10 protein-coding genes are annotated in these 12,992 nt (G+C 31.5%); all 10 read right to left on the bottom strand.

The annotated features are described in order from the left end of the window. Positions 1 to 244: 244 nt before the first annotated feature. The gene (gene kdsB / locus ERCISPPS3390_RS02720) at positions 245 to 991 is read right to left on the bottom strand and encodes a 3-deoxy-manno-octulosonate cytidylyltransferase (protein ID WP_197095286.1); all 747 of its coding nucleotides are present in this window, start codon (positions 989 to 991) and stop codon (positions 245 to 247) included. Further along, complete coding sequence (locus tag ERCISPPS3390_RS02715; protein ID WP_197095285.1) at positions 988 to 1,176, bottom strand: Trm112 family protein; 189 nt, start codon at positions 1,174 to 1,176, stop codon at positions 988 to 990. The genes kdsB and ERCISPPS3390_RS02715 overlap by 4 nt, the downstream gene beginning before the upstream one ends. Before the next feature lie 226 nt (positions 1,177 to 1,402). Beyond that, a complete protein-coding gene (mdh, locus tag ERCISPPS3390_RS02710; RefSeq protein WP_197095284.1) occupies positions 1,403 to 2,341 on the bottom strand; it encodes a malate dehydrogenase in 939 nt (312 codons plus the stop codon). Between the two features lie 641 nt (positions 2,342 to 2,982). After that, positions 2,983 to 4,368, bottom strand: coding sequence for an MFS transporter (locus tag ERCISPPS3390_RS02705; RefSeq protein WP_197095283.1), 1,386 nt, complete (start codon positions 4,366 to 4,368; stop codon positions 2,983 to 2,985). 119 nt (positions 4,369 to 4,487) lie between these two features. Then, positions 4,488 to 5,375: a heme o synthase gene (cyoE, locus tag ERCISPPS3390_RS02700; protein ID WP_197095282.1), complete on the bottom strand. Its 888-nt coding sequence runs from the start codon at positions 5,373 to 5,375 to the stop codon at positions 4,488 to 4,490. Positions 5,376 to 5,409: 34 nt separating this feature from the next. Next, the gene (locus tag ERCISPPS3390_RS02695; RefSeq protein ID WP_197095281.1) at positions 5,410 to 5,739 is read right to left on the bottom strand and encodes a cytochrome o ubiquinol oxidase subunit IV; all 330 of its coding nucleotides are present in this window, start codon (positions 5,737 to 5,739) and stop codon (positions 5,410 to 5,412) included. After that, on the bottom strand, positions 5,739 to 6,326 hold the full coding sequence (gene cyoC / locus ERCISPPS3390_RS02690; RefSeq protein ID WP_197095280.1) for a cytochrome o ubiquinol oxidase subunit III: 588 nt from the start codon (positions 6,324 to 6,326) through the stop codon (positions 5,739 to 5,741). The genes ERCISPPS3390_RS02695 and cyoC overlap by 1 nt, the downstream gene beginning before the upstream one ends. 8 nt (positions 6,327 to 6,334) lie before the next feature. Beyond that, positions 6,335 to 8,326, bottom strand: a complete 1,992-nt coding sequence (gene cyoB, locus ERCISPPS3390_RS02685) for a cytochrome o ubiquinol oxidase subunit I (RefSeq protein WP_197095279.1) — start codon at positions 8,324 to 8,326, stop codon at positions 6,335 to 6,337. A gap of 86 nt (positions 8,327 to 8,412) precedes the next feature. After that, positions 8,413 to 9,360, bottom strand: a complete 948-nt coding sequence (gene cyoA, locus ERCISPPS3390_RS02680) for a ubiquinol oxidase subunit II (protein WP_197095278.1) — start codon at positions 9,358 to 9,360, stop codon at positions 8,413 to 8,415. Positions 9,361 to 12,055: 2,695 nt separating this feature from the next. Then, a complete protein-coding gene (locus ERCISPPS3390_RS02675; protein ID WP_197095277.1) occupies positions 12,056 to 12,961 on the bottom strand; it encodes a DMT family transporter in 906 nt (301 codons plus the stop codon). Between the last annotated feature and the right edge of the window lie 31 nt (positions 12,962 to 12,992).

Raw genomic sequence — 12,992 nt, 5'->3', positions numbered from 1 at the left:
ATTTTGTAAACTAATAAATTTTTTAATATTTTACAAGAGATATTGTGTAGATAATTAATTTAAGATTATGAGATATAAAATAGATCCTAAGTATTTAGCTTTAGATTCTATGTAAGGATGTTTATTACTAGGTTTTTATACATTAAGATCTATTAAATATATGCTATATATCATGAAAATAGTAAATTTTTTCTAAAATAGAATTTAAAATATTTAATGGATCGGTAGTATTAATTTTAATAAATTACTTTATTATCTTGTTAAGTTTTGACAGATCTTCTGGCGTATCTATACTATTTGTAAGATGGGTGTTTGTAATATCAACATGTATTTTTTCACCATACCACAATACACGAAGTTGTTCTAAAAACTCTTTCTTTTCTAAAGAAGTAGATTGCCAACTAACATAACGACGAATAAAGCCAGCATAATAGCTATAGATTCCAATATGACGAAGAAGTGGGCTGCAGATTTTATTTTTTGTAATTGAATTATCTGTATCACTCCAAGGGATCATTGAACGAGAAAAATATAGTGCATAACCGCGGATATCTCGGACTACCTTCACTAAGTTTGAGTTTTGTGCTTCTTTCAAAGAATGTATTGGTGTTGCTAACGTAGCTATATTTACGTTATAATAGGATAGATTTTTTGCTACCTGTTGTATAAACATTGAGGGTATCATAGGCTCGTCACCTTGAACGTTTACGATTACCTTTTCATTAGGAAATTGATAGTGTTCAATTACTTCGGATAGGCGTTCCGTTCCAGATTGATGATGTTTTTTTGTCATCAAAACCTCAATATTAGCAGAACGCACTACGTTAGCTATGTCAGAATGATCAGTTGCAACAATAACTTTTTGTGCGCCAGATTTAAGTGCTTTCTCTGCGACATGTAGTATAATTGGTTTTCCATGTAATTTTAATAATGGCTTTCCTGGCATGCGGTTAGAAGCAAAACGTGCTGGAATGATAGCTATAAAATTCATGAATTTTTTTCCTTTAAGTCTAAATGACGAGCGGTTTCCGCTAGCAAGACTGGAATACCATCTCGAATCGGATAGATTAATTGGTCTATGTGACAGATAAGTTCTAAGCTATTTTGATTATTATATAGCTCTAACCGTTGATAACAATGAGGACAAGCAAGTATATCTAGAAAGTTAGGATCCATAATATTCCATCAAGTGATATCAGATATACAATTTATATATTTATATATTTATATATACATATAATTCCAGAACCATACTCAATAGCATAACATATGCTATTGAAGAGTTGTTCGTTCTAGTTTATACACTGGTTTTGATTATTATATTTAAATTATTCTATGGTGATATACACTACTTTAGTAATTTATTATAAATAGCCATTGATAGTATGCAGTATCTCAGAGGTTATTTCACCAGATCTTCCCCTAGTTGAATATCATGCTTAAGTTGATCAAGCATACTGATCAGTGCATGTTCTTCAAATTTACTAAGGTTCCCAATTAAGCAATACTTAGTAATTCCATTCTGACCTAACACGAGGGGCTGCGAGAAGAATTTAGCATATTCCCCTTGCCCTTCAACATATGCGCATTCTATTATATTACTTTCTCCTGTCAAAGCGCGTACGAGCGAAAGACAAAAACTTGTTGCTGCATATGCCATTGAGAGCGTAGCAGATCCACCGCCAGACTTTGATTCAAGCACTGTTGTGCCTGCATTTTGGATACGTTTTGTAAGATTATCAATGTCTTTTTCAGTTAATTGAATATTACTGTTAGTTTGAGATAAGAGAGGTAGAATAGTAGAGCCTGAGTGACCTCCAATAACTGGGATGTTGAATGATTCTGGTTGCTGACCAGTCAATAAAGCAAGAAAAGTATTAGTGCGGATAATATCTAGAGTAGTAATACCGAATAGTTTTTTTCTGTTATAAACTCCAATTTTTTTTAGCACCTTGGCAGCTATAGGAACAATAGTATTAATTGGGTTAGTTATGATTCCTATCATAGCATGTGGACTAGTGATAGCTATTTGAGATATTAGATTTTTGACAATCTCTGCATTTAAATGCAGAAGATCGGATCGATCCATGCCAGGTTTTCGTGCAAAGCCAGCTGAGACCAGTATTATCTTGGCATCTTTTATCGCTAGAGCAATATTATTTCCTGTAAATCCTGTGATTTCAACAGAAGTAGGTATATGACTTAAATCAACTGCAATACCTGGGGTAATTGGCGAAACATCATATAAAGATAGCTGAGACCCTTCTGGAAGACGTGTCTTTAGCAATAAAGATAGAGCTTGGCCAATACCTCCCGCTGCACCAAGAATGGTCACTTTCATTGCGTACTCCTTAATTTATCTAAAATTTAAATTGTGTCAGTTATATTGCGTTATAATCAGATTAATCTATAGTGATTAATGTTCTGAATAACAAGGTAATATTTATTATTATTTAAAATACTTTGTATAAAGTTATTAACAAAACTGAAAGAAGTAAGTTTATTATGAAGCATAACTTGGATTACGTATGATATAATGCAAAATTAACAGATTATATTTTTAATATAAGAATATTATATATTACGTTATCTTTTTTTTAGATTCAATAATGATATATGTCATAGACATAAAAATTTATAATATATAAAAACTTGTGACTATGAGTCCAGATTGTGCGTTTACTGATAGCGCTTACTTTTATGAAAAGTAATAAAATTATTCAAGCATTTCAAATATTTTAATATTATAAAATATTAGATATAATAACATATGAATTATTGTATTGTTTCTTAATGTTTCTCTAGGTTTCTATCAGTTAAGATGATCCTTGGATGTTAAGATGATCAATTAATATCTCCAAGCACATGCAATTAGGATTGAGACTTAATAATTATGGTTTTTAATTTCAAATAGAATAAGTGTTATCTAACACTAAACAATTTTTTTTATCTGGCGTGTTGTGGGTTTAACAAGATTATATATTATACTTTTTTGATTTTTAGTTTTAACATTGTTTGTTCTATTTCACTTCGATTGGTGATTTTGTTATCAATTTTTACATAAACACTTTCTTCTTGAGGTAATACCCAAGCATCAAATATACCATCTTGCTTTTGTAAAAATTGTTGCAATCGCATTGGATCTTGTGTGTCATCTTTGACTTTAAGATGAAAACGTAAAGTGCTAAGATAACGAGGTTCACTTATATTCAGGCTCAATACAAACCAAGATAACGTCATTAACATGTTAGATAAAAATAGGACATTGCTACCCATAGTATCTAATACCCAGCCACTAACGAAACCCCCAGTTGCTACACCAATGCACTGACTGGTAGTGTATACTCCCATTGCTGTTCCTTTATACCCAGCGGGAGATTGTTTACTGATAAATGAAGGTAAGATTGCCTCCATTAGAGTAAAACTAATAAAGAATATCTGTAGACTAGCGATTAGCGGCCATATTGGGCACTTTATTATCCAAAAAATGCTCTCAGACCCTAAGATGCACCCTATAGCAAAGATAAAAACTTTTTTCATTTGATGCTTGCGCTCGGCATAGATTAGTAATGGCGCTGTAATAGCTAAGGCTATTGACATTGTAAATAGGTATATTTTCCAGTGCTCGCCGGCAGATAATCCTGCTTTTATAAATTTTTTAGGCAGTCCAAGGAAGTTTGACATTAGTAGAGCATGCAAACAGAAAACACTAAAATTAAGCTTCATAAGATGAATATTTCTAATAACATGACGTATACTACTTGTTACTAGTGAGGATTCGCGATTTAGTGTGCGTTTGGAGGGTGATGGCACAATAAGTAGTATGATTGTTATACTAATTATTGTCAGTATCGCAATTATCCAGAAGAGTTCTTGAAGGCCAAGCGCCTGTGTAATAATAGGTCCAAGTACTATAGCGAGAGAGAAGGTGATTCCGAAACTAATTCCAAGAAAAGTTATTACCTTAGTATAGTTTTCTTCACTTAGGAGATCAGATAAAAGAGCCATGATTGTTCCAGCTATTGCACCAGCTCCTTGCAAAGCACGTCCCAAAATTACACCCCATATAGAGTGCGTCATGGCAGCAATTATGCTACCAATAGTAAAGACAGATAGGCCGCTGATAATTAACGGTTTTCGCCCAAAGCGGTCAGAGAGTAAACCGAAAGGAATTTGAAAAAAAGCTTGAGTGATACCGTATATACCAATCGCTAACCCCGTTAATGTTTCATTGGCTTCATCTAAGGTGAATCCATAAGTTGTGAGGATAGGTAGAGCCATAAAGAGCCCTAACATTCGCAATGAAAAAACCACCCCAAGACCCCAGCTTGCATTTTTTTCAACCGAGGTCATTTGATTATTAGCCATGATTTTTGATCTCTATAGTAATCACGTGCTCATATGATTAGTTATGTTAGAAAAGAATATTAAATAGAATAATAACATATGACTGTTCTGTATTACATGTAAGAAAATACTTCTAAATTTTAACTTAAACATATTGGTGCAGGTTTTGGATTTAATTCCATCACGTCGACAGACATCATAATACTTACAGTTGTAATGACTACAATGGAAATAAGAAATAGTTTACGCGCCCATATTAAATTATTTTTTGTCCAATAACCTGATATAGCGGTCATTAGCCACCAAGCATTGACCGTAGAAACTACCAGTAGATATTTATATCCAGTGTAACCAAAAATTTTTAGCATCAGAGTTGCTACAATAAATAATATAATATATAAAATAATATAATTTTTTGTTACAAAAATACCTTTAACAACTGGTACAATAGGAATATTAGCTAATTGATAATCTTGAAGTTGATAGATAGTTATGGCGTAAGAATGTGGAATTTGCCACAAACTAAAGATCATGAGTAGTATAAGTGCACCTGGCTGTAGTTGGCCAGAGATTGCGCAATAACCAATTATTGGTGGTGTCGCACCAGAAAGGCTTCCAACTAATGTACTATGAATGGAATTGCGTTTCATATATAAACTGTAAACAACAACATAGATTATCATGCCTAAAGCAGCAATTAACATGGCGAGAAAATTTACTGCTATATATAATATAGTAAAACCAGTTATACCTAATACAGTCGCATAAATCAGACTACATTTTACAGAGATCAATCCTTGAGCTAATGCTCGATCTTTAGTTCGATTGGTTTTTTTATCAATGTCACGATCTATATGGTTGTTGTATACACAACTAGATGCAATCACTAGTCCGACACCTAAAACAGTAAAAAGAAGTAACATATAATTAATGTTATCTTGAGCGGAAAGTAAAAACCCTCCAATTACAGAAATTAAATTTCCAAAAACAATGCCTGGCTTAGTGACCTGGATATATTTAGCAGTCAAGTGATTTATGATCTCAAAGTATTTCAATTTCAAACTAAGAGTCCATCATATTGTAATTAAGATTCCACATAATCCATAGTGAGCCAATAATTATAATTAGAACAATCAATGCTGCAAATAGAATAGCAATTAAGTTCCATCCTTCTTCTGATTTTCTGTTTAAATGCAAAAAGCATATTAAATGTACAAAAACTTGAATAATTGCACAGATTATTGCGAGAGATAAAACTGTGTTTTTTGATCCGGTGTGAGTTATAACTACCCAAAATGGAATAACAGTCAAAATAATAGAAAGAATAAAACCTCTTAGATAAGTTTTGAGGTCAGAACAGGTATCACTATTTTTTTGTGTAGGATATCTCATTAAACCTCCCCTATAAGATATACAATAGTGAACACACAAATCCATACAATATCTAGGAAGTGCCAGAACAGGCTAAGACATGTAAGACGTATACGATTGGTTTCGGTTAGACCTTTGTTGATTATTTGCAATATTAATAGAATCATCCAGAGCATACCAAAAATTACATGCAAGCCATGAGCACCAACCAGAGTAAAAAATCCAGACAAGAACCCACTCAGATTAGGCGTAATGCCTCTGTTAAAAAGATCCAGAAATTCAGCGCTTTCTATGCTAATAAACCCTAGAGAAAATAAAAAAGTTAGTGTTAGGTAACCTATTACTGCATTTTTACGTCCTAGACTCATTTGAATAGTAGCGAAACCATGCATTACAGAGCTTAATAAGAGAAGGATAGTTTCAAGTAATACACACTGTAGATTAAAAAAATCCTTACCTGTTGGTCCATTAGCGATATTATTTACGATGACGCCATATGTAGCAAACAGTGTTGCAAAAATTATGCAATCACTCATTAGATACAGCCAGAACCCGAATATTTTCTGTGTTTCTATATTTTTGTATTTAATTAGGGTTTTAGTTAACATTTTCAATCCTATTTTGCTTTTTTTTCCTCGATATGATGATTTTCAGTTGCTACAATCTCTTCAATAGGGACTAAATAATTCACATCATCATTAAAACTTTTTGTGCTCCAAAATAGGAGAATGGCTAATAAAGATATAATAACAAGCCACCAAATATGCCAGATCATGGCAAAACCAAAAATTAGACTCAAAAATGCGATTATAACCCCAGCGCTGCTATTTTTTGGCATATGAATTTCTGTATAATTAATTGCTTTCACTAAGGTCTCATTTTGGCTTTGTCTGTTCATTTTTTCTTTTATCGCCCAAAAAGCGTCACGTGTATCTACTTTAGGCAAAACAGCAAAATTATAGAATGGAGCTGGCGATGAGGTAGACCACTCTAAAGTACGTCCATTCCATGGATCACCGGTGACATCACGGTTCTTGGCACGATCACGTATCGTAACATAAAATTGAATAATTTGACAAATCACACCGCAACTGATTAAGGCGGCACCAACAGCAGCAATAACTAACATCGGATGAAATTGCGGATCGATATCCTGACTAAGACGACGTGTCATGCCCATAAAACCCAAGACATAAAGTGGCATAAAAGCAAAAAAGAAGCCGACAATCCAAAACCAAAATGCACGAACCCCCCAAGTTTCGTCTAAAATAAATCCAAATGCTTTTGGAAACCAGTAGGTTATGCCAGCAAAGCACCCAAACACTACGCCACCAATAATTACATTATGAAAATGAGCCACTAAAAACAAACTATTATGTAGAACAAAATCTGCTCCAGGAATGGCTAATAGAACACCTGCCATACCTCCTAAAGAGAAAGTAACTAAAAAACCCATAGTCCATAGCATTGCAGGATGCAGTGTAATCCGACCTTGATACATTGTGAATAACCAGTTAAATATTTTTACACCAGTAGGAATAGCGATAATCATCGTCATAATCCCAAAAAAAGCATTAACGTTTGCTCCTGCGCCCATTGTGAAAAAATGATGTAGCCATACAATAAAAGATAAAATTGTAATGACGATTGTCGCCCAAACTAGTGATGTGTAACCGAATAATCTTTTATGCGAAAAAGTAGCCACTACTTCAGAGAATATCCCAAAGACTGGTAAAACTAGGATATATACTTCTGGATGACCCCAGATCCAGATAAGGTTAACATACATCATCATGTTTCCGCCCATTTCATTACTAAAGAAATGGAAGTTTAGGTAGCGATCTAAAGTGAGCAATGTAAGTGTCGCAGTTAGCACTGGGAATGCGGCTACAATCAGAACGCTAGTACATAGAGATGTCCAAGTAAATACCGGCATTTTAAACATCGTCATTCCTGTTGTGCGCATCTTTAGAATGGTGACTATAAAGTTTATTCCAGTGAGCGTTGTAGCAACTCCAGAAATTTGTAAGCTCCATATCCAATAATCAACGCCAACTCCTGGACTATATTCAGGTCCAGATAGTGGCGGATAAGCTAACCAACCAGTTTGTGCGAATTCACCGAGACCTAGTGATAAGTTAATTAAAACGACACCAGCGGCTGTTAACCAAAAGCTCAGGTTATTTAGGAATGGAAATGCTACGTCTCTTGCACCAATCTGTAATGGTACTATAATATTTATTAACCCTACTACAAATGGCATGGCTACAAAAAAGATCATAATCACACCATGTGCGGTAAAAATTTGATCATAGTGGTGAGCTGACAAGAAGCCTTCTTTTCCAGAGGAGGCAATAACCTGCTGAGTGCGCATCATGATTGCGTCAGCAAAACCTCGCAATAACATCACAAATCCCATAATAATATACATTATACCAAGCTTTTTATGATCTACAGAGGTAAACCATTCGGACCAGAGATATGTCCATTTTTTAAAATACGTAATAACCCCAGATATAGAAATACCAGTAAAAATAATAGCGGCAACTGTAACCATGATAATGGGTTCATGGAATGGGATTGCGTCTAGGGTTAACTTGCCTAACATCGTGTGTTTCCTCATCATTTCATGCAGTGTAGAATAGATATTATGTGTAGTATTTTATTAAATGACTTTTAACTCTAAGCTCTAATCTAAATAGGGTTGATATTATATACTTTTGTACTGATAGGATTGACATTTATTTTAGGAGGTATTTTTATATCTTCTTTATTTTTTAAATCAAATTGATGAATGATATTTTTAAATAGTTCTGGTTTTACATTTGAAAAGAACTGAACGGAATTATCATTTTTTAATGAACCTAAATATTTAACATCACTCATATTCATTAAAGTCTTCGAGGATTGCTTAGCTTTTAATACCCATTGGTTAAATTCAGTAAAATTATTAGCAGCAATAGCTTGAAATTTCATCTTAGAGAATCCACTGCCGCTATAATTAGAAGAGATCCCACTAAATCTACCTACTTCATTAGCAATTAAGTGTAATTGTGTTTGCATTCCAGGCATAGCATACATTTGACTACCAAGAGTCGGGATAAAAAAAGAGTTCATTACAGTATCTGAGGTAATCTTGAAGTGTATAGGACAATTCACCGGAAAAACTATTTCATTAACAGTAGCAATGCCTTGTTTGGGATAAATAAACAACCATTTCCAATTGAGTGCGACTACTTCAATAGTAATAGGTTTAATATGTGATTTTAATGAATTTCTTGGCTCTAGCAGGTGAGTAGATCTCCATGTAAGAACACCAAGGAATATAATTATTAAAATAGGTACAATCCACACTATAGCTTCTATTGTATTCGAATTTTCCCAGTCTGGGTTATATATTGCGCTTACATTAGATTCTCGATATCTATAGGCGAATACTATAGATAAGATAATCGCTGGGGTAACAACTATCATCATTACACAAAAAGCTGTGATAATTAACGAGCGTTGTTCTATGGCTATCTGCCCTTTAGGGTTTAGTAGTGTAATATCACAACCACTAGATAATAAAAAAATTAACATAATTGTGATTAATGACAGAATTTTTATCTTTTTATTTTTAGTATATACGCTAAGTTTCATTTAATGACCTTGATAATAATAGCTATATTTTTGTTTTTAAAAGTATTCTTGAGCAGACTTTGTTTCTGAAAGGTTGTCATCTAATTTTTAATGTACTCAACAGAGGGTCGATAAACGTGATTGTGTATAACGTTACTACTAGACCATTATAAATTATACAAATTTTTTCACAATGTAGTATTAAAAATATAATAATGAAAAGTATTTTTGACTTATTTAGGAGTATTTCTCATCAGTATCAATTGTTCTGTTCTTTTCTTTTACTGCTCGGTAAAATAAAATTTATTGTATTCTATGACTATGGAATGGATTGCTAGATGATGCACTGAATTATAAGTTTTTATTAACCTTGAATTATAAGTTTTTATTCACCTTGTAATAACTTTATCATTGAAAATGAAAATTTTTAGCAAAAATATAGAAAAATATAGAATATTTATAATGTTTATAATGATTTTGCTATTTAGAAAATACAGATAGTTGCTATTGTGATAATTGATCAACATATGAAGTTTTTCAAGATTAAGTAAAGTTTTGTAGTTGTTCTCAACATTAGAAATAATTTTATAACTTCTTTTTTAGTAACTCCAAAAGGAGATTAGTGTGATAAGTGTGATAATAGATTGAGTTTATATGTACTATAATTATAAATTTTATATCTAGATCCTAGATCTACCTAATGCTCGTATTTTTTAATATTATTTTTTGCTTCTTATTTCTTGAATAATTTATATAATTATCACTATCGCGTCATTACAATTATGAAATATGAAATTGAGTAATAATATATAATTATCACAAAATAGCATGTAATGAAAAGTAATATGAAATGATAAGAGGTTTTATAAAAACTAAAACTATATAAAATCTTACTATACATTACTTTAATTGCATATTAGAAAATTTATTATAACTATTGCATGTTTAAATGATTTAGTTAAATATAAAATTTATTTTTTTATATGATAATAATCATTAAAACTATTACCATCTTTAATTATTGCAGAAATTTTCTATATCGTATAATAGTGTTTGAGAAAAAGTATCATACTCTCATGATTTTATCATTTATGTTATGTATTTATTAAATATATAATTTGTTATTGTTAATGTTATTGTTATAATTATTGTTATTGTGGAAATTTGTAAAATGAATATATTCAAAAACGAGCCGCTTAGTCTGTAATTAAAGTGTTTTTTATGTAAAGATTTTCTAATGTGCGCTAGTATTGTATGATCTTGTAGGATAGATATTTAGAAAATATCATTGATTTATATAAAACATAAAACAAATTTTTACCATTAAATAAAAAACAAATAGAAAGTATTTAGTTTGATAATTGTGGTTAGCATGATACGGTAATATGATACTTATATTTTTTAATATTGTCATTAAGAATGTTTGACTACTTGTTAGAAGAGCAGTAAAATTGCAGACTTTTTTTAAATTAGGTAAATCTTAAAGATTAGAATGAGAAAAATTTTTTATATGTTTTCCATGTGATTATCGTCGTGATTGGTCTTTATTATAGATGCATCCCGTTCTTTTGTGGTTGCATTCAAAATAGGTAGATTCATTTAATAATGACTGATTAAGAACTTCCGTTCTTCCTGTAGTCTAAATATATTTAGTTTATTCATAATATTTTCTTACCAGTTTTTCTTACCAGTAAATTATTAGATACTTTATTAGATACTATTTTCTATATCTAGTGTTACAAGAAATATTAATTACTTACCATGTACTCTGTAAGGTCTGCAATATTATTATAGACAATTTATGATGCAGTGACGGTGGTGATACGAGTAAGACATAGAATCCCGTTGCTTTTTAAATTGTTTTTTTTGAGTAGTTATCTTATTTTTTTGAATTTGTTTATTATTAAATTTTTTTTCTTAAATGCTTTTCAGAAGAGAAAAAATATTTTAATAATACGATAATTTTTATTATCATGGGTGGTTCTGATTAACCAATCATACATTTAGTTTTTTGATAAATATTGTAATGATAGTTTTTGTGTTTTTTATCAAAAGATAAATACTGCTATTTTAAAAAATATGTGCATCAGATTTTTGGTTGGCAGAAGCCTTGTTATTTTTAAGATTTTTTATTTCTTAATCATTTTTAATTAGTATTTTTGAGTATTATGTAATCAATTTTTCTAATTTTTTTCTTAACTATCTTTATTGAAACCTTTATTATCTGAATTAATACTAATTGGTCTATGTAGATCATGTTATTGTTGTTTTTTTTGTTTTTGTAAAATTATAAAAATAAGTTACAGGTTGCTTTCTGTTTTATAATCTTAATTATAATTTCATATGATACATGCAATTTAAATACCTATCTAAAGCACGTTTTGTTCCATCTAAACGTTTTGTTCTATCTAAATAGCAATATTATTTATTTTTACTATTGACGTAGAGGTAGTATTTCAGAGCAGAATTATCTCATAATAATTAATAATTTTACCTAATTGTTAATGCCTTACCTAAATTTAAAATAGGTATTATAAATAATAGAGAGATATAGGTAATTTTATATGCTACAACTATAAAATCTTACGCGTTAGTTTGGTAAGATTCAAGCAAACAGATTATGAGCTATCTACATAGTATGATTATGTTTTTGTTAGAGGTACTTAGGGATGAGCAATCATGTTAAGTTGAGAGAATGTTTTTAGACATAATTAAATCACAAAGCGTTGGGTCTCTCAGGATGACGATGCAATAATATAAGGATCATTCCAAGTAGAAAAGGAATTAGCAAGATTATGGATTGATAACTAATGCTACTTCCGTTAATTATATTGTCTAATATTACTGATATTATTGGAAAAATCATAAAAACTAAAGATGCCTTAAAAGGCTGGGTAATTTTTTGTAGAGAAAAATATGCCAGAACTCCTCCAACACCAGCAACAATACCTAGGTAACTTATTGATAGAAGTGATTGTAAAGTAAATGTATGAAAATTAGGTGATTCATTTAATCCAAGTGCTGTTAGTAGTACACCAGCACCCAAAGAAGGTAAGGCATTATAGCTCAGAACAGAAATTCCAACACAACGTTTTTTGCATTGGACGTACATAATAGCATGCATAAGTACTGCTATTAAGAGTGCTACTATACCACATAGTTGATTTTTTATGCTGGAGTGGCCTTCATACCATAAAATAATACTTAAGGTTACAATGCTGATAGCCAAGCCAAGTATTTGTCGTACAGTTGCGCGTTCTCTTAGTATGATCAGGGATAACGTTAAAACAGCAGCTGGCATTGTAGCAAAAATAATAGATGCTAGACTAGAAGAAGTATAACGTTCGCCATAGAGCATTAAAGTAAAAGGTATGGCAAAGTAGAACAGTGTAACGCATAATTGAAAACCAAATTGGCCAGATGGAAACAATAATGGGGCTTTTTTATAATAAGCCAGAAGTAATAGCAGCGGAGCAGCACAAAGGAATCGCAGTCCGGTGGCAAGAATAGGCGGCACTGTAGAGACGGTAATCTTCATGGCTATCCATGTTGTACCCCAGGTAAGACAAACAGTTATAAATAAACCTATTATTAAAAGGTTATGATAAATTTTTCTTTTCATCCTTCCTCCGATTTGTGTAGTCAGTTTAGTG

The organism is Candidatus Erwinia haradaeae (assembly GCF_900698885.1).
GTDB lineage: Bacteria > Pseudomonadota > Gammaproteobacteria > Enterobacterales > Enterobacteriaceae > Erwinia_E > Erwinia_E haradaeae_H.
This window is presented reverse-complemented; position numbering and strand designations above follow the sequence as displayed.

Bases quoted from the DNA above. Each gene is read 5' to 3' on its own strand.
- kdsB (WP_197095286.1), bottom strand. From the start codon at position 991: ATGAATTTTATAGCTATCATTCCAGCACGTTTTGCTTCTAACCGCATG.
- ERCISPPS3390_RS02715 (WP_197095285.1), bottom strand. From the start codon at position 1,176: ATGGATCCTAACTTTCTAGATATACTTGCTTGTCCTCATTGTTATCAA.
- mdh (WP_197095284.1), bottom strand. From the start codon at position 2,341: ATGAAAGTGACCATTCTTGGTGCAGCGGGAGGTATTGGCCAAGCTCTA.
- ERCISPPS3390_RS02705 (WP_197095283.1), bottom strand. From the start codon at position 4,368: ATGGCTAATAATCAAATGACCTCGGTTGAAAAAAATGCAAGCTGGGGT.
- ERCISPPS3390_RS02695 (WP_197095281.1), bottom strand. From the start codon at position 5,739: ATGAGATATCCTACACAAAAAAATAGTGATACCTGTTCTGACCTCAAA.
- cyoC (WP_197095280.1), bottom strand. From the start codon at position 6,326: ATGTTAACTAAAACCCTAATTAAATACAAAAATATAGAAACACAGAAA.
- cyoB (WP_197095279.1), bottom strand. From the start codon at position 8,326: ATGTTAGGCAAGTTAACCCTAGACGCAATCCCATTCCATGAACCCATT.
- cyoA (WP_197095278.1), bottom strand. From the start codon at position 9,360: ATGAAACTTAGCGTATATACTAAAAATAAAAAGATAAAAATTCTGTCA.
- ERCISPPS3390_RS02675 (WP_197095277.1), bottom strand. From the start codon at position 12,961: ATGAAAAGAAAAATTTATCATAACCTTTTAATAATAGGTTTATTTATA.